Here is a 17,899-nt window from a genome sequence, read left to right on the forward strand (position 1 = left end):
TATTTTTTTTCATGTTTTCAAATCGGAAACATGTATTTGGCCTGCTTTTTTGTCTGAAAAAGCTGAGTAGTTACAAATTTTATTTTGACGAAAATGTCAGATGAAGGGAGAGCATATAACGACGTGTTAAAAGAAGCCCAACAACTTGGATTTGCAGAAGCAGATCCAACATCAGATGTGGAAGGTTTAGATGCAGCGAGAAAAATGACGATTTTGGCGACCCTTGGTTTTTCTACAAATGTAGAGCTTGGAGATGTGAAGGTAAAAGGGATTACTTCTATTACAGAAGAAGATATTGAATACAGTAAGAGTTTAGGATACACGATTAAATTAATCGGTCTTGCGAAGCGAGATGGTGAAAAATTAGAGGTGACAGTTGAACCGACACTACTTCCAAATACACATCCTCTGGCGGCCGTACAAAACGAATATAACGCTGTATATGTGTATGGTGAAGCGGTCGGAGAAACGATGTTTTATGGGCCAGGTGCAGGAAGTTTACCGACAGCAACAGCTGTTGTTTCAGATTTAGTAGCTGTAATGCAAAATATTCGATTAGGTGTAAACGGAAATAGTGCGGTATCCCCGCAGTATAAAAAAGTATTAAAAGAGCCAGACGAAATTGTTGTGAAGAAATTTTTAAGACTTCATGTAAAAGATGAAATTGGTGTATTTGCAAAAATTACTTCATTATTCTCTGAGCGTGGCGTTAGCTTTGAAAAGATTATTCAAATGCCGCTTGAAGAGAAAGGGAAGGCTGAAATTGTAATTGTGACGCATCGTGCGTCTCTTGCTGATTATGATTATATTCTACATACGTTGCAAGGGTATGAAGAAATAGATTGTTTGAAAGCAAACTATCGAATTGAAGGGGATGCTAAGTAGTATCTCTTCTTATAAAACAGAAAGAGCCTGTTAAGCAGCTTGCTTAATAGGCTCTTTTCTATTTAAAATCTTCGTACCAATTTGAATAAATGCTTGGATAATCCAGCCTGTTGTAAAGGATAAGATGATTGTTCCAAAATAGATAGGTCCATCTAATAGGAAGCTTAATGTTAAAAATAAAAACGCTAACGAAATTTCTGTTCTTCTAAATGTCCATTTCTTTTTCTCAGCAACCGTTAAAACGAAAGCTTCTTGAGGTGCTGCGCAAAGGTTTGTAGAGACGTAAAGACCAATCCCAGCTCCAACGAATAGATTTCCGCAAATAAGTGTTATATATTTTGGAAGAGAACGGATAGCGTCCATAATAGTTGGAATGGAACCAATCCAATCAACAAAAAGGGAAATAAGAACCATCGTTACAATTGTACCAATTGTTATTTGTTTTTTATTCCAAAAGAGTACGATAAGAGTAAATGCAAAGTTAATCATGAAAATCCAAAAACCGATACTTATCCCGAAATTTTGATATAGTGCAATAAAGAAGGAATCATAAGGGCTAAGTCCAAAGGAAGTAATTGTCGTCATCATATTAATACCGATGGCGAGAGTGAGTAGACCGCCAATGAAAAATATATATTCTAATTTGAATCGAAGCATAGTTGTATATCCTTTCAAAATGTATTTGCTAGGAAAGGATATATTGTGGAAAGCTTACCAGGTCAAGGGAGAATTTTTGCAGGGAAGGGGAAAATGAGATGACGAATATAAGGAAGATTGCTGAGCTTGCTGGGGTATCTGTTTCAACTGTTTCACGTGTACTAAATAATCATCCATATGTGAATGAACAGAAACGAAAAGAAATTTTAGCAATTATAGAAGAATTAAATTATACGCAAAATGTGAATGCAATTCATTTAGTGAAAGGAAAAACGAATGTAATTGGCGTTTTATTACCGCACGTAAATGATCAATATTATAGCGCTATTATCGAGGGAATATCAAAGGAAACAGCAAAGAATAATTATAATATGATGCTTTGTCAGACGAATTATAGTGAGGAAAGGGAATTAGAAATTTTAAATATGTTAAAAATGAAAAAACTTGATGGGGTTATTATATGTTCGCGGGCGAATAGTAAGGAAAAGCTTGAAGAATATACGAAATTCGGCCCTATTGTTATGTGCGAAGAAATCGACTCGAATTTCATTTCGAGTGTGCATATTGATTACTATAAAGTGTTTTCGCGCGGAATGAAAAGCTTAATAGATGCGGGCCATACAAGTATTGGGTATTGCATTGGAAGAAGTAATAGCATTAATAGTCAGAGAAGAAAACAAGCATATGAAGATTCGCTTCAACAGATTGCTGTAACACCGATAGAGGCTTGGAAGTTTAAAGGCTGTTTTACAGTGGAAGATGGGCGTAATGTGATTAGGGAATGGACACGTATGTCAGTAAAACCAACAGCGTTTCTTGTATCTTGCAACCATATTGCCGCGGGGATGGTAACGGAAGCGAAAAAACAAGGCATTCGTATTCCGGAAGATATTACGATTATCGGTTGTGATGATCAAGATGTGGCAGATATTTTAGGCATTACGACGATTTCGTATTGTAGTAAAAATGTTGGTGTGAAGGCATTTGAATTATTATATGAAAAGATTAATGATGAGCAAATCGATATAAGGCACGTAGAGTTATTGCCAGAATTAGTACATAGGGAAACAACATAATAGATAAGGTTTGAAAATCGCTTTTCAAAATTGCGTTTGGTATAATTATGGACAATCTATGAGGGCTAAAAGGGGTTTTGATATGAGATCAAAAGTAGTAAAAGTAATTCTACTCATTACAATTGCATCTTTCTGTTTATTTGCATATGGCTTTGTTTCAGGTGTAAATGATGTATTAAATCCGAAAGCTTCAAATTTAATTAAAAAGACCGATGTAGTGGCAAAAGAGAAAAAGAAAACGGGAACGTTACAAATCGTTAGTTTAGGTGATTCATTAACACGCGGTGTTGGTGATAAAGAAGGAATTGGCTATGTTGGACGGATGAAAGAAGATTTACAAAAAGATTATAAGCAAAAGGTTGCATTAACAAACTTAGCTGTTAGTGGTGCAAAAATGCCCGACCTATTAAAACAAATTGAGAGTAGTGGCGCTCAATATTCAATTAAGCAAGCAGATGTAATCGTTTTAACAATTGGAGGAAATGATTTATTTCCAGGGTGGGAATCGCTTGAAAAGATAGATTTAGAAACATATCGTCCTGATACAGCGACGTTCCAAAATGAAGCGAAGAAAATAATAGAAGAAATTCGTAAGTTAAATACAGATAGCCCTATTTTTTGGCTTGGTTTATACAATCCTTTTGAAGATGTAGAAGATTTAAAAGGTTCTTCAAACATCGTTGTAGACTGGAATGCATCTTTAGAAAAATTAGCGATAAATAATAAAAATGTGTATATTACACCGACATTTGATTTATTCCAAAACCGTGGGAAAGATTTATTATACTCCGACCATTTCCATCCGAATGAAATAGGATATACATATATGGCGGACCGATTAGTTCAAAATGTTGCGAGTAAATTAAAACTAGAACAAGGAGGGGTAAAATGACGACGATACTTTCCGTACGTGACGTGAAGAAGGTAATTGGAAAGAAGACAATTGTAGAGAATATTTCCTTCGATGTAAAACAAGGGGAAGTGTTCGGCTTCCTAGGGCCGAATGGTGCCGGAAAAACAACTACAATTCGAATGTTAGTTGGATTGATTAAAGAAACAGAAGGCACGATTTCTATCGGCGGTTATTCTATTAAGGAAAATTTCAGAGAAGCGATGCGTCAAATTGGGAGTATCGTTGAAAACCCAGAACTGTATACCTATTTAACGGGATGGGAAAATTTAAAACAATTTGCCCGTATGTTAGGTGGTATATCAGATGAACGTATTATTGAAATTGCTCAAATGGTTCATTTAGATGAAAGAATTCACGATAAGGTAAAAACATACTCACTCGGTATGAAACAGCGTCTTGGTATTGCGCAAGCGCTTCTTGGAAATCCAAAATTGCTCATATTAGATGAGCCAACAAATGGTTTAGACCCAGCTGGGATTAGAGAACTTAGGGAATTTATACATAAGCTTGTGAAAGAAGAAAATATGAGTGTGTTTATTTCAAGTCATTTGCTAAGTGAAGTGCAAATGATATGTGATCGCGTTGCTATTATTCATAAAGGAAAGATGATAACAGTTGCCAAGGTTGAAGAGTTAATTAAAACAGCAAGTGATCGTGTAGAATGGATTGTTACACCGATTTCTAAGGCGAAAAATATGCTAGAAGATGCTGAGGAAGTAAGAGAAGTGAGTATAGAAGGTGATCGATTACTATGCCGCATGAATATCGCATCTATAAGTAATTGGAATAAACATTTTGTAGAAAACGGGATAGATGTACATAGCGTTAAGGAGCTTGTATTTACGCTAGAAGATTTATTTATTGAACTCACAAGGGGTGAGCAGCATGCGTGAATTTGCGAATCTAGTCTTAAATGAATCGGAAAAAATTTATCGTAAGAAACGTATTTTTGTTGTCATGCTTATTTTAGCAATCTTGATCCCACTTTTCGTGTATGCGCAGTATCGTGAAGTAGAAACGACACAAAAAAGGCTCGGTACGACGGATTGGAAAGTTTCATTACAACAACAAATTGTTGATTCTCAAAACCGCTTGAACAATTCTAGACTACCAGAAGAATGGCGTGATTGGCTAAAGGTAAGAGTGGAGCAGCAACAATATTATTTAGATCATGATATTAACCCGATGGCACCGGGCGCACCCACTTTTGTAAGGGCGTTTATTGAGCAAGGAATTACATTGTTTATTCCGCTTCTCGTAATGATTGTCGCTATCGATATTGTTTCAGGAGAGCGAAGTGATGGAACGATGAAGATGCTACTTACACGGCCGATTCGGCGCTGGAAAATACTTCTTAGTAAGTACGTGACGATGTTATTTTTCATTTCACTCATACTGCTTCTTGTCGGTTTGTTTGCTTACATATTATCTGGGCTTGTATTTGGATACTCGGGATGGAATTTGCCTGTTTTAACTGGGTTTGTTATTGATAAGGAAACGTTAAATACGAATTTTGTACACCTTATTCCGCAGTGGCAATACGTCTTGATGGCGTATGGGTTAGCTTGGTTTGTTGCTATCGTTGTCGGAACTATATCATTTATGGTTTCTGTTTTAATTCGAAATACACCAGCCGGTATGGGCGTTATGTTAGCCGCATTAATCGCAGGTGGCATTTTAAGCTCGTTTGCAACATCTTGGGAGGGTGCGAAATATATTTTTAGTGTGAATTTATCATTAACAGACTATCTATCAGGAAAATTACCTGCATTACAAGGCTTATCGATGGGGTTCTCTTTAATGAATTTAACGGTTTGGGCAGTTATATCCCTTATTATTTCGTTTGTAGTATTTACAAAACAGGATATGGTGAATTAATTGGACGGGAAGTGAAAGCATGAAAAATGTTTTAAAAAATGATTGGGAGCCATTATTGGTACCAGAATTTGAGAAAGAATATTATCGTAAGCTGGCTGATTTTTTGAAAGAAGAGTACAGTACACATGTTGTTTATCCAAGGATAGAAGATATTTTTAGCGCTCTAGAGTATACAAGTTATGAAAATACAAAGGTCGTTATTTTAGGGCAAGATCCATATCATGGACCGGATCAAGCACATGGTTTAAGCTTTTCAGTACAGCCCGGCATTAAAACGCCACCGTCATTGCTAAATATGTATAAAGAACTTCGAGATGAATATGGTTATGAAATCCCGAATAACGGTTATTTAGTAAAGTGGGCAGAGCAAGGGGTTTTATTATTAAATACGGTATTAACAGTTCGACAAGGTGAAGCAAATTCTCATAAGGGAAAAGGTTGGGAGTATTTCACAGATCGTGTAATTGAGCTATTAAATGAACGTGAAAAACCGGTTATTTTCATATTGTGGGGACGTCATGCACAGGCGAAGAAAAAGTTAATTACGAATACGAAGCATCATATTATCGAGTCTGTACATCCGAGCCCATTATCGGCAAGACGTGGTTTCTTTGGTAGTAAGCCATACTCTAAAGTAAATACGATTTTAGCTAATATGGGCGAGAGAGAAATTGATTGGGAAATTCCAAATTTGTAAATAAAAAAGGTAGTTAACAGTCGTTAACTACCTTTTTGCTATTATTGTTGTTCGTTCTTTAATTTTGCATCTAGTACAAAAGTACCGAATGGGATAACTGATGAAACAAATGCCCCAAGTGCCCATGCAATTGATTTGCGGTGTACGATTGTTACTTGAATTACCGCAAAGATAAATAGAATAAATAAAACACCATGAGCCATACCTGTAATTTTAACGGCTGTTGCAAATCCTGCAAAATATTTTAATGGCATTGCTACAAATAATAGTAATAGGAAAGAAATCCCCTCAATTAAGCCGATTGCTCTTAATCGTCCGATTGGTGTAGATAACATGAAGTAGCCTCCTTTAATGTATGCTTGTATATAGTAAATTTGTATTCTTTTTCAAAATAAAATAGTCTGTTTTGTTCCATTATATACAAAAAGAAAGTTTACACTACGAGAATAGTGCAAAGTTCAAAAAATAGTCACAAAAGCATGAGAATTTAAATAAAAACCTATTTGAAGTGTTTGACTTCAAATAGGTTTTATGAGTGAAAATATTAAACAAGTGCTTCTCTTTTTAGTACGAACTTCTCTACAACTTTTGCAACGCCATCGTTCATATTTGTATCTGTTACATAGTTTGCAATTTCTTTAATATCATCTGGTGCATTGCCCATTGCAACACCAAGACCGGCGAATTCGATCATTGCCTGATCGTTATAGCTATCGCCCATTGCGATAACTTCTTCGCGCTTAATGCCAAGTTTTTGAATCAGTTGGTTTAAGCTTGTTCCTTTTGTAACACCAGCTTCAGTAAATTCTAAGAAGAATGGTTTAGAACGCATAACGCTTAATTGGCCTTCTAGTTGTTTTTGTAGTTTCTTTTCTACTATAACAAGTCGTTCAGCTTCTTTATTCATTAATACTTTTACTACAGGCTCTTTAACAGCAGCTTTAAAGTCATCTACTACAACAATTGGCATACCAGTAATATCGCCCTCAATTTCAGTATAAGGATTATTTTCTTCTGTTACGATATCATCGCCAATATAAGTATGAATCCATACATCTTCAGTCTTACTAATTTCAAATAGGTTGTGAACGATTTCAGGAGATAGCGTACTACTAAAGATTTCTTCGCTTGTTTTACAGTTAATAATTTTTGCGCCATTAAAAGATAGAATGAAACTACCGTATTCTTCTAAACGAAGTTCTTTCGCTACATTGCGCATACCAAATGTTGGACGTCCAGAAGCAAGTACAACTTTTACACCTTGCTCTTGTGCAGTCATTAGAGCCTCTTTCGTACGAGGTGAAATGGTATGGTCGTCACGTAATAAAGTATCATCTAAGTCTAAAACAATCATTTTATAAGTCATATTGAAAATTCCTCTCTTTGTTGAAATAGAAATAAAGTTTTATGAAGATATTGGGGAATATATAGTAAGACATCGAACTTCTTTATGTGAAGCTAGGAGAAGTTCTGTATTTTTAGTATAAATTATCACGAGCACGTTGCCCATGATAATTTATACTGCTAATGCCCGATCGGTGAGAGCTAATCATTATTAAAGATGAATAGCTCTCATTGATTAAAGTTGCACTTTATCATTATCGTAACAACTCTAAAGATAGAGTGCAATAATGGAAGTTTTCCAATTTAAGATGGTTGTTTTTCTGTAGAACGAGAAAATAGTATTTCGAGTAAAATTGCCATTACAGATCCAAGAACAAGACCGTTACTTAAAAACGATGCTAGAAACGGCGGGAGTGTAGAAAATGCTCCTGCTGGAACAAACATAACTCCGACTCCTGTAAAGATTGAAAGACCTGCTACTTTAAATAACCGTTCTTTATCTTGTACTGTTTCGTATTCGCGAAAGGCAAGGCCAATCATGCTTGCAAATACAGGGTAAATGGCAGCATATCCGACTGCGACAGGTATCGCCGCAAAGAATGAAGTAATCTTTGGGAATATACTAACGAAAATAATAAAGCTTGACCCTAACATAAATGGGAGTCGTTTATAAATATTAGTCGTTGCAATAAATCCTGCTGATCCAGAAATCGCGACAGGTCCAATAGCTGAAAAAAGGCCTCCTAGCAATTGATTTATTCCTGTTATAATACCGGCTTGTTTGAAACGATCTGGTGCTGCATTCTTTTCATACTTAGAGACAATCCTTTGCACAACGCGAATACTTGCTAACATATTTGTTAGAAGTAATAGTGTAACGAAAACTACCGTAATTGCCATGTTCCATTCAATACGAGGCATTCCGAAAACAAATAGAGACGGAAAACGGATTATATCTGTCACAGGCGTTACTGGATTTGATAATCCGAAGCATGCGAATAATATCCAGCCGCAGACGATACTGAAAAGAACGGAATATTGTCCAATAATAGGTAGCTTCATGATGAAAAAGGATAGTAAAATAACAATGAGTGAAAGAATAAATACGTCAGCTTGTACCTCTGTATGTTGTCCGTCAAGACCGAACATTCCCTTTAAGAAGGACCCGCTAAGTTGCGCGACGAGAAGAAATAAATATGTTCCAATTACTGTCGGTGTAAAATAGCGCACTAGTTTATCGATGAGTCCAAAAACACTAAGAATAATACAAATGATACCACTTAATAGGAAGGCGTACTGAAGTACTTTAAGCGTTTCGTTGCTGGATCCAAATAATACGACACCTAAACTTGCATAAAGAGAGAAAATGCCCCACCAAAGGCCTGCAGGACCTTCTTGAATAGGAAGTTTATGCCCAAATATAGCTTGCAGTAGGCCGGCAAAGCCAAGAACAAATAATGTTCTTTGTACGAATGCAATAGCTTCAGCGCCATCGAGACCATAATTAGTTGCGACGCTAATTGGTACAATAAGGCTCCCAGCTAAAATAAATAGCGCCCATTGTAAGGCGGAAAGAAATGTTTTCATTATATCAACCTCTTTCATAGATTCCGTATCTAGTATATATGTATTTCATTTCCACTGGCAAAGATTGTAGATAGAGAAAAGAGTTGAAACACGATATGAATGCACGGAAGCAATTATGGATAGCAGTTATATGTATGACCTTTGTTGTAATTCTAGGAACGTTAGGATTTATGGCGATTGAAGAGATTAGTTTGTTTCAAGCATTTTGGATGACGATGATTACTGTATTAACTGTTGGGTACGGAGATGCTGTTCCTGTAACACAGGCAGGAAAAGTTTTTGCGCTTCTTATCATACCGGTTGGAGTCGGTATTGTTACGTATGCAATTGGTGTAGTGGCAGCTATGATTATTGAAGGGAATTTATTTCATGCAGTACGGAGGAAGAAGATGGATAAACAAATAGCACAGTTACAAAATCATATTATCGTATGTGGTTGTGGTAGAGTGGGGCTTCAAGTTGTACATGAATTGCAAGAAAAGAAAATTCCATTTGTCGTCGTGGATAAAGATGAAAGTATATTAGAGAAGGAAAGACTTTTGTATGTACACGGAGATGCAACGGAAGACCAAGTTTTACATCATGCGGGAATTTCAAAGGCAGCCGGTTTAGTTGCTATCGTAGCAAATGATGCTGAAAATGTATTTATTACATTAACGGCAAGAGGGCTAAACGATGCAATTAAAATTGCGGCAAGGGCGGAAAAACCGGAAACTGAAGACAAATTAAAGCGTGCTGGGGCAAATAAGGTGATTAATCCATCTAGCATGGCAGGAATTCATATTGCAAAAGGTATTGCGAATCCGCTAACAGTTCATTATATTGATACAGTACTATATGGCGTGGAACAGTCATTTGTAATTGAAGAAATTGCAGTCGGCAAAGGTTCTATTTTAGCTAGTAAATCGTTACTAGAGAGTGATGTGAGAAATCAATTTGATGTAACAATTTTAGCGATTTTGAGAAATGGGGATGTTATACATAATCCAACGGGGCAGGAAAAACTACGAGAACATGATATGATAATAGTGTTTGGTTCAGTAGAGAAGCTAGGACAATTTGAGAAAGAACTACAAAGTAAGAGGTGACAAGGAATGCAAATATCGAGCGATAAGATTTTAAATAAAATGGCGAATGAAATTGCAAAGGCAAAAAGCAGTGAAGAGCAACAATCAAAAGCGCATTTATTAGTTGTGCGAGCGTTATGTGATTTATTATTAGATGAACAAGCTGAGCCTTCTATGTATAGAGAACCTGAGATTCCATCACAAGTAATTGGATCTCAGCCTATGACGACAGTTCAACCAGTTATGCCGGTTTCTGGAGAACCTGTTTATATAAAAGAAGAAGGCGCAAACGGTAATTCTTTATTTGATTTTTAGAAGATAAATCGTTTGGCTTATATGAAAAAATTGCTTATGATAAAGGTAAAAAAAGGGGAATTAAGATGAAAATTTTCTTTTTACTAGGTTGTATTGCGGCAGGGCTATCTGTTGCGTTAGGGGCTTTTGGAGCACACGGTTTAGAAAATAAAGTTTCTGCAAAAATGTTAGAAGTTTGGAAAACAGGCGTTACATATCAAATGTTTCATGCCGGTGGACTATTCGTAGTTGCTTTATTGATGGATAAAATTCAATCATCACTTTTAACTACTGCTGGCTGGCTTATGGTAGCTGGGATTATTATGTTTTCAGGTAGTTTGTATGCATTAAGTACGACAGGTATTAAGTTCTTTGGCCCAATTACACCTCTTGGTGGTGTAGCGTTTATCGTGGCATGGATCTTAGTCGGAACTGCAGTTGTAAAAGGCTTATAAAAAAACAAAAGCTGGCATATGCCAGCTTTTTTTATGGTCTTGGAGCATAAGTTGCTTGTTGACTAGGTAAATACATAATTTCTTCTGGGAATTCTACATAATCTAAGTAAATCATTAGTAGTAAAAAACGTTTCCCCGATTGCGGTTCACTAATAACGATGTGATCACGTCCAGCTGCCTCAATAATACCTGTATAAGATTGTGTACCGAGTGAACTACCACGCTCATAAGTCATTACTACGGTGGCTTGCTTGCCTTTGTTCAAGCGAAGAATATTTTCAATATACGACTGTTCTAATGGTAACATGCCTTGAGAGACGGCATATTGAGCTTGCGCAGCTTGTTGTTGCATCGCTTGCTGTTGTTGCTGTTGCTGTGGGGTCATTTGTTGCTGTTGTGCATAAGTTCCAGATGGTTGATAAAAACCTGTTCCATAATACGGGTTTTGTTGCTGTGCCATTCAAAAATCCCTCCTCGTTTTCATTCCTTAATATACGCTAGGGCAATCCCCGGCAGATGGTTGGAAGAAGCAGTGCTTTTTAAAACGTCCAGAGTTTTGTTGGTCATACCAAGTTGGTGGGCAAGGACCTTCAGGTCTAAAAAACCATAAGGCGAAATTTGCAGGCCAAAAACGTTGTCCTTGAATCGTTCGCCTTGCTAATGCGATATCTTGTTCTCTTGCACGCTGATAAAAATACCCTTTTTGCGTTGCCTCAAAACCGCCAGGATTTTGATAAACCATTTGACGTAAATTACGTATTTTTTTAAAATCTAAACAATTTCCGCGGACACGATTTACCCCTACGTTTCCGACCATTAACATTCCTTGTTGTCCTTCTCCTTCGGCTTCAGCACGCATCAGTCTAGCTAATAACTTTACATCTTCTTCGTTATAAGCAATAACACCCATTATGTGTCACCTCTCTTTTTGGAATACCTTGTGGAAAGAGGTTTATTTCTAGATGAAGTGTGTAACGATTACTAGTTCATACGTATGAGAAAAAGGACTCAGATATGACAACCAAACGAAGTTTTACATGGAGAGAGGAAAATAAAAAAAGCTAGCGTGAGCTAGCTTTCCATCATTAAAATACTTTAGACCATAAGTTTGAGAAGAAATCTCCGATAGAGCGCATTGTTAATACGAACCAATTTGCCTTTTCAACTTCTTCTGTCGTTTTTACAGTAACTTTCATACTTTTACTACCGTCTAAGAAACCATATTTATCAGTTGATTCTAAAGTAATTGAGCCTACTTTGGCATCTTTCTTAATAGGAGCAACTAAATGTCCATCTTCAGCAAGAGATTTATCTACTTCAGTCCCAATTTTATAAGGATCTTTGCTACCTTTTTTCGCAATTACTGTTATTTCTTTTTCCGGTGTAACAGTCACTTGATCTTCTTTCCCTTTTACTACAGAGATTGTATTATTTTTATCAACTTTTAACTTTTGTTTTTCGAAGTTATTAAACCCGTATTCGATTAATTCACGAGATTCTGTGAAGCGCTCGTCCATTGATTTTGTTTTAATAATAACTGAAATAAGACGTACATCACCACGTTTAGCAGTAATAGTGAATCCATATCCAGCGGTATCAGAACTACCAGTTTTTAAACCATCTGTTCCTTCATAAGAGAAAGCAGCACCTGGTAACATCCAGTTCCAGTTTTCCATACGAATTGGTTTCGGATGATTATCTGGGAAGTTTCTAAATCTTTGTTTTGTATCCTCTAGCATTTCTGGATACTTTGTAATCATTGCTTTTGAAAGCATACCCATATCGCGAGCTGACATGGAATTTTCTCCATTCGGATCCGTTCCCTCAGGGTGTTTTCCTTTTAAGTCAGCGTTATTTAACCCAGTAGCGTTTACAAATTTATATTTCTTTAACCCTAGTTTTTTTGCATGTTCATTTGCAAGATTCAAGAAATTCTTCTCACTTCCTGCAAGAAGTTCTGCTAAGGCAATACTAGATCCGTTTGCAGAGAAGATAACGATAGAATGATATAATTCTCTTACAGTATATTGACGTCCCTTTTCAAACGGAACGTTAGAGAATTCATTATTACGTGAAACTTCATAAGCATAATCAGAAATGTTTACCTTTGTATCCCAAGTAATTTTTCCTTCTTTAATTGCTTCTAATACGGCATAAACAACAATTAATTTTGACATACTAGCAATAGCTAGTAATTCATCTGGATTTTGTTCATGCAGTATTTTTCCTGTATCTGCATCAAATAAAAGTGCAGCTGCCGCCTCAATGTGTATTTTTTCTTCGGCATGGGATGTTGTTACTCCTAAGGAAGAAATTGACAATAAAAACGCTAGTAAAATAGACAAGATTTTCTTCATATAGATTATCACCTTCGCATCGTTATTAGCATGTAGCTCGTACCATTTTAGCATAAATTTGGATATAGAAAGGTTACAATTTTGTAAGGAAATTGAAAAGAATTTGTCGATTTTTGTTCGAATTTGCAGAGAAAGGAAGTATTTTGAGGAGAAATATAGAGGGTAATAAAAAAAGGAACGAAATTCGTTCCTTTTTTACGATTTGCCCCGCTATTTGCCGGGCAGTAAGATCCTCACCTAAAAATTAAGCGAAAGCAAAGAAGTTAGATGGGCGATCAACTGCTTGTAAAAGCCCGATTGGTGAAGGCTAATAATTAGTGGGGATGAACAAAACCCCCACTGATTAAAGTTTCACTCTATATGTGTAAAAACTTCTCTACCTTTTCGTCTGGTAAAATGTTTCCAACGAAAAATGTTCCGAATTCACCATAACGAGCACTTACTTCATCGAAGCGCATTTCATATATAAGTTTTTTAAATTGAAGAACATCGTCAGCGAATAATGTTACGCCCCACTCAAAATCGTCGAATCCAACTGATCCTGAAATAACTTGGCGTACTTTACCTGCGTACTGGCGACCGATTTTACTATGACTGTACATCATTTTTTTACGTTCTTCCATAGGAAGCATGTACCAGTTGTCATCACCTTGGCGACGCTTATCCATTGGGTAGAAGCAAATGTGATTTGCTTTTGGTAGTTCTGGATATAAGCGAGCTAAGATTTGTGGGTTTTGATATGGATCTTCATCAGCTGGAAGGTAGTTGCTTAGTTCAACAACAGATACGTAAGAGTATGCAGGAACCATATATTCAGCTAATGTTGTTTTATTCAATTCTGTCTCAATTTCATTTAACTCTTCCATTGTTGGGCGTAAAATCATAAGCATAATATCAGCTTTTTGGCCAACAACAGTATACATTGCATGACTACCTTTTTTCGCAGTAGATACTTCGTTCCATTTTTCAACGACATTTAAAAATTCAGACACAGCTTGTCCGCGTTCGTCGCTAGATAATGTTTTCCAGGCAGCCCAATCAATAGAACGTAAATCATGTAAACAATACCAGCCATCTAACGTTGTTGTTGCTTCACTCATTCTATTCACCTCAGTTAATGATAGTTTTACACGTTAACTATAGCATATATAGTTTTAAAATCATCTATATAAAACCTTAGCGCATAAAATTGTCACATTTAAATTTACTTGAAAATAGGAGAAGATAAGGCTTAAAGGGGATTTATTTCTAGGCTGAATTTTATGAAAATATAATCATTTTAATTTTATCTATTTTTTGGGAGCTATAAGTTTAAAATATAGAGGAAAAGCAGTATTCTTAAAGATAGAGTTTTTTAACATATGTAGGAGGGTTTATTCGTGAGCAACTTATTTACAACAGTAAAAGAAAAAGTTCAAGGAAAAGGCATTTCTATCGTACTTCCTGAAGGAACTGATGAAAGAATTTTAGGCGCTGCAGAGCGTTTAGCAAAAGAAGAGTTAGTACAACCAATTTTAGTTGGTAATAAAGAAGAAATTAGCGCAAAAGCTGCTAGCATGAATTTAACATTAGCAGGCGTTGATATTTATGACCCAGCTACATACGAAGAAATGGATGCAATGGTAGCATCTTTCGTTGAACGCCGTAAAGGTAAAGCAACTGAAGAAGACGCTCGCAAAATCCTTAAAGACGAAAACTACTTCGGTACAATGCTTGTATACATGGGTAAAGCACACGGTTTAGTAAGTGGTGCAGCTCACTCTACAGCTGATACAGTTCGTCCAGCACTTCAAATCATTAAAACAAAACCAGGCGTTACAAAAACTTCTGGCGTATTTATCATGGTACGTGAAGAAGAGAAATATGTATTCGCTGATTGTGCAATTAACATTGCACCAAACAGCCAAGATTTAGCTGAAATTGGTATCGAGAGTGCGAAAACTGCTGAACTATTCGGTATTGATCCACGCGTTGCTATGTTAAGCTTCTCTACAAAAGGTTCTGCGAAATCTCCAGAAACAGAAAAAGTTGTAGAAGCAACTCGTATTGCAAAAGAAATGGCTCCTGAATTAACTTTAGATGGAGAATTCCAATTCGATGCTGCATTCGTACCGTCTGTAGCTGAGAAAAAAGCTCCAGGTTCTACAATTAAAGGTGATGCTAACGTATTCGTATTCCCAAGCTTAGAAGCTGGTAATATTGGCTACAAAATCGCTCAACGTTTAGGTAACTTCGAAGCAGTAGGACCAATCTTACAAGGTTTAAATATGCCTGTAAATGATCTATCTCGCGGATGTAACGAAGAAGAAGTGTACAAGTTAGCTTTAATTACAGCAGCTCAAGCACTTTAATTCTATAATGAATCGAAATAAAGACCGTCGCTATTATAGCGACGGTCTTTATTTTTCTAAGCCAAGTGCTTTATTGTTACGATCAATAATACGTTGTAAATTCGTCTCATATAAAGGTATTTCATCTATTGTTAATTGAGATGGTGTTAACTTTGGAGCGAATTGCTGCAGTGTTTTTAAAAGGCGCATCATTAAATCTTGTACTGTAATAGTTTCGCCAAGTAATTCTGAAAGTGAAGCCATCGTACTCGGTACAATTTCAGGATACGTAAAGCGTGTTTCTTCTCCTTGAATGGCTAGGTTGTAGAAATCACGAACGAGTGCGGCACGCTCAGAGCCACTTCCTGTAGCGCAGAGATAAATTTGGACAGCGACACCACCGCGAATACGGCGCTGTGAAATGCCAGCAAATTTTTGATTGCGAATACTTAAGTCATAGCTACCAGGACAGTAAGAACCAACAATTTCTTTTGCCTCGATTGTAACATCGTAATCGTTTAACATTTCCTTAATTAAATGCCACATTGTATCGTATCCAAGATCAATATCGATACCTTTTTCTGTCTCTTGGAATAAAAGTGATACGTTTAAAACACCTTCATCAAGTACGACTGCAAGTCCACCGGAATTACGAACGATAACATTGAAGTTGTTTTCTTGTAAAAAGGAAATACCTTCTTCCAAGTGTGGTAGGCGTGAATCTTGAATGCCAAGAACAATTGTATTGTAATGAACCCAAGAACGCATTGTTGCAGCTGATTGACCATTTCCAATGCTTGTGCACAGTGTGTCATCCATTGCGAATGACTGCAATGCATGGAATGTTGGTCCCAAACTAGACTGATCTACAATACGCCACTCTGGCTGAGATAAAATGGAACGGGAATTGCTCATATAACTAACCCCTTATCTTTAAAATGACAATCTCTATTATAGCAAAAAATGAAGAAGGGGGTTTTCTCGCATATAAAGGGAAAGTTTAAAGATGAAAGACTAAAAAAGGATGCATTACATGCATCCTTTCTATTCTGCAATTTTTTCTAAATTACCGTTTCGATCCATTCGGAAAGATGTTTGAGAACGTTCTTCGTCATCCATGACTGCCAACTTACGAGCTCGGTTCATAATATTCATAAGTGTTTCGTAATCTTCTTGTACAGTATGAGATTGTTTTTCTAATTTTTCTAGTTTCTTTTCTAGTTCTTCATTTCGAAGGATTTGTGCTCTAATCTCTTGTTTCAATCTCGTATTCTCGTTTTCAAGAGCTGTCACTTTTATATTTGAAGATCCGACTGTTTGTAAAAAATAAATAACATCTTGCATTGTCATAGAGCTTTTTGTAGCAGGAACGGTAGTTTCTTTATATGGAATAGCTTCTTTATATTGTACAATTGATTCCTCTTGTACGAATTCTTCATAATCAGTTATCGAATCTGAAGCTGGTGGTGTATAAAGTAAACGTTTTTTCGCTTGTTCACCGCTTGCAGCGCGCATTTTATCTTTACGATGTTTTTTTGCTAGTTGAAGAGCTTGTTCATAACTATAGCGAACAACAGCATTCCAACGGAAACCACAGGCAGCCGATGTACGATTTAATTGATCACCCACTTCTTCAAATGCATTTAATTGAGTACTTCCTTCTCGAACGTGACGAAGTACAGTTTCAGCAAGTAATAAATCATCCTCATCCGTCCAAGCATCTTGTCTTACTTTCATAGATTCAACTCCCTTTCTTTTTATGAACTTCCTATTTTTATAATGGGCAAAAAAATGAGCTTTTATACAAAGCTTTTAAAAATATGGTAGATTTCGATGAAAGGTATAAATTTTGCCAAGAATGACGTAAGCTTCTGTAGGAGAACATATAAATATGTAGCATTATATGAAGAAAGAGCTTTAAAGGGAAACTTGCAACGAGCTTCAAAGAGCGGTAAAATACCATTTAGTGTTTATTTTTAAATGTACTTGAGAAAAGTTTAAAATAGAGGAAGTGTTATATAATGGGGAACGAATTTCGTGTGTGTGATGATTGTCAGGCAACGAACGTTAAAACGTTGATTCCAAAGTTAAAAAAAGTAGATTCATGTGCAACGATTGAAGTTGCATGTCAGTCTTACTGTGGTCCTGGTCGTAAAAAATCATTCGCATTTGTAAATAATCGTCCAGTCGCGGCTCCAACAGAAGATGAATTAATTGTAAAAATTGAAGCAAAGTTAAATAAGTAAGAAAAAGAAGAGTGAACAGATTACTCTTCTTTTTTTATGTCCATACGAGGAATGAGTTATTCTACGAAAATACAATTGAGTAGATTAACATTCAATGAAGGAGGGGCATCATC

At 36.3% G+C, this 17,899-nt stretch carries 20 protein-coding genes and 1 pseudogene; 11 read left to right on the forward strand and 10 right to left on the reverse strand.

Annotated elements, in window-relative coordinates; genetic code table 11:
- Positions 1-72 precede the first annotated feature (72 nt).
- Positions 73-885, forward strand: a pseudogene (locus tag JDS99_RS24235) (homoserine dehydrogenase); the annotation flags it as partial.
- Between the two features lie 30 nt (positions 886-915).
- Here the strand turns inward: JDS99_RS24235 and JDS99_RS24240 are convergent.
- Positions 916-1,542, reverse strand: coding sequence for a YczE/YyaS/YitT family protein (locus tag JDS99_RS24240; protein WP_088065058.1), 627 nt, complete (start codon positions 1,540-1,542; stop codon positions 916-918).
- A 98-nt stretch (positions 1,543-1,640) separates the two neighbouring features.
- Here JDS99_RS24240 and JDS99_RS24245 point away from each other — a divergent pair, with 98 nt between their 5' ends.
- The 5 genes from JDS99_RS24245 to JDS99_RS24265 are packed head-to-tail and all read left to right on the forward strand — an operon-like array spanning position 1,641 to position 6,106.
- On the forward strand, positions 1,641-2,618 hold the full coding sequence (locus JDS99_RS24245; RefSeq protein ID WP_088065057.1) for a LacI family DNA-binding transcriptional regulator: 978 nt from the start codon (positions 1,641-1,643) through the stop codon (positions 2,616-2,618).
- Between the two features lie 10 nt (positions 2,619-2,628).
- Complete coding sequence (locus JDS99_RS24250) at positions 2,629-3,510, forward strand: SGNH/GDSL hydrolase family protein (RefSeq protein WP_176551453.1); 882 nt, start codon at positions 2,629-2,631, stop codon at positions 3,508-3,510.
- On the forward strand, positions 3,507-4,424 hold the full coding sequence (locus JDS99_RS24255; protein ID WP_088608211.1) for an ABC transporter ATP-binding protein: 918 nt from the start codon (positions 3,507-3,509) through the stop codon (positions 4,422-4,424). Before JDS99_RS24250 ends, JDS99_RS24255 begins: the two co-directional genes overlap by 4 nt.
- Positions 4,417-5,409: an ABC transporter permease subunit gene (locus JDS99_RS24260; RefSeq protein ID WP_097906811.1), complete on the forward strand. Its 993-nt coding sequence runs from the start codon at positions 4,417-4,419 to the stop codon at positions 5,407-5,409. Before JDS99_RS24255 ends, JDS99_RS24260 begins: the two co-directional genes overlap by 8 nt.
- 19 nt (positions 5,410-5,428) lie before the next feature.
- Entirely contained in the window at positions 5,429-6,106 is a 678-nt protein-coding gene (locus tag JDS99_RS24265) for a uracil-DNA glycosylase (RefSeq protein ID WP_199695833.1), read from the forward strand.
- A 41-nt stretch (positions 6,107-6,147) separates the two neighbouring features.
- On the opposite strand, the gene JDS99_RS24270 is transcribed toward JDS99_RS24265, so the two are convergent.
- The 3 genes from JDS99_RS24270 to JDS99_RS24280 form a co-directional block, all read right to left on the reverse strand.
- On the reverse strand, positions 6,148-6,441 hold the full coding sequence (locus JDS99_RS24270) for a DUF3817 domain-containing protein (RefSeq protein WP_000953389.1): 294 nt from the start codon (positions 6,439-6,441) through the stop codon (positions 6,148-6,150).
- Positions 6,442-6,650: 209 nt separating this feature from the next.
- Entirely contained in the window at positions 6,651-7,472 is an 822-nt protein-coding gene (locus JDS99_RS24275) for a Cof-type HAD-IIB family hydrolase (RefSeq protein ID WP_199695834.1), read from the reverse strand.
- A gap of 281 nt (positions 7,473-7,753) precedes the next feature.
- Positions 7,754-9,037 (reverse strand): purine/pyrimidine permease, encoded by a 1,284-nt coding sequence (locus JDS99_RS24280; protein WP_046955487.1) that lies wholly within the window; start codon positions 9,035-9,037, stop codon positions 7,754-7,756.
- A gap of 95 nt (positions 9,038-9,132) precedes the next feature.
- On the opposite strand from JDS99_RS24280, the gene JDS99_RS24285 reads away from it, so the two are divergent.
- From JDS99_RS24285 to JDS99_RS24295, 3 genes are all read left to right on the forward strand, one after another.
- Positions 9,133-10,125: a potassium channel family protein gene (locus JDS99_RS24285; RefSeq protein WP_199695835.1), complete on the forward strand. Its 993-nt coding sequence runs from the start codon at positions 9,133-9,135 to the stop codon at positions 10,123-10,125.
- Positions 10,126-10,131: 6 nt separating this feature from the next.
- Entirely contained in the window at positions 10,132-10,419 is a 288-nt protein-coding gene (locus JDS99_RS24290; protein ID WP_199695836.1) for a YwdI family protein, read from the forward strand.
- 65 nt (positions 10,420-10,484) lie between these two features.
- A complete protein-coding gene (locus tag JDS99_RS24295) occupies positions 10,485-10,853 on the forward strand; it encodes a DUF423 domain-containing protein (RefSeq protein WP_000688322.1) in 369 nt (122 codons plus the stop codon).
- Between the two features lie 31 nt (positions 10,854-10,884).
- On the opposite strand, the gene gerQ is transcribed toward JDS99_RS24295, so the two are convergent.
- From gerQ to hemQ, 4 genes are all read right to left on the reverse strand, one after another.
- On the reverse strand, positions 10,885-11,313 hold the full coding sequence (gene gerQ, locus JDS99_RS24300; protein WP_000068635.1) for a spore coat protein GerQ: 429 nt from the start codon (positions 11,311-11,313) through the stop codon (positions 10,885-10,887).
- 27 nt (positions 11,314-11,340) lie between these two features.
- Complete coding sequence (gene cwlJ / locus JDS99_RS24305) at positions 11,341-11,763, reverse strand: cell wall hydrolase CwlJ (RefSeq protein WP_000538157.1); 423 nt, start codon at positions 11,761-11,763, stop codon at positions 11,341-11,343.
- Positions 11,764-11,938: 175 nt separating this feature from the next.
- Entirely contained in the window at positions 11,939-13,210 is a 1,272-nt protein-coding gene (locus JDS99_RS24310) for a serine hydrolase (RefSeq protein ID WP_199695838.1), read from the reverse strand.
- 356 nt (positions 13,211-13,566) lie between these two features.
- Positions 13,567-14,310 carry a hydrogen peroxide-dependent heme synthase gene (hemQ, locus tag JDS99_RS24315; protein ID WP_001287602.1) on the reverse strand — a complete coding sequence of 248 codons (744 nt, stop codon included), beginning with the start codon at positions 14,308-14,310 and terminating at the stop codon, positions 13,567-13,569.
- Positions 14,311-14,589: 279 nt separating this feature from the next.
- Here hemQ and pta point away from each other — a divergent pair, with 279 nt between their 5' ends.
- Positions 14,590-15,561, forward strand: a complete 972-nt coding sequence (gene pta, locus JDS99_RS24320; protein ID WP_000067226.1) for a phosphate acetyltransferase — start codon at positions 14,590-14,592, stop codon at positions 15,559-15,561.
- A 48-nt stretch (positions 15,562-15,609) separates the two neighbouring features.
- Here pta and lipL read toward each other — a convergent pair whose 3' ends face one another.
- Together lipL and JDS99_RS24330 are read right to left on the reverse strand one after the other, a co-directional pair.
- Complete coding sequence (lipL, locus tag JDS99_RS24325) at positions 15,610-16,455, reverse strand: octanoyl-[GcvH]:protein N-octanoyltransferase (protein ID WP_098082157.1); 846 nt, start codon at positions 16,453-16,455, stop codon at positions 15,610-15,612.
- A 129-nt stretch (positions 16,456-16,584) separates the two neighbouring features.
- Positions 16,585-17,277, reverse strand: coding sequence for an RsfA family transcriptional regulator (locus tag JDS99_RS24330; RefSeq protein ID WP_087981931.1), 693 nt, complete (start codon positions 17,275-17,277; stop codon positions 16,585-16,587).
- A gap of 284 nt (positions 17,278-17,561) precedes the next feature.
- Here JDS99_RS24330 and JDS99_RS24335 point away from each other — a divergent pair, with 284 nt between their 5' ends.
- Positions 17,562-17,786, forward strand: a complete 225-nt coding sequence (locus tag JDS99_RS24335) for a YuzB family protein (protein ID WP_000526075.1) — start codon at positions 17,562-17,564, stop codon at positions 17,784-17,786.
- Positions 17,787-17,899 lie beyond the last annotated feature (113 nt).

It is taken from the genome of Bacillus cereus group sp. N6, assembly GCF_016483705.1.
In the GTDB taxonomy this organism is placed as follows: Bacteria; Bacillota; Bacilli; order Bacillales; family Bacillaceae_G; genus Bacillus_A; species Bacillus_A wiedmannii.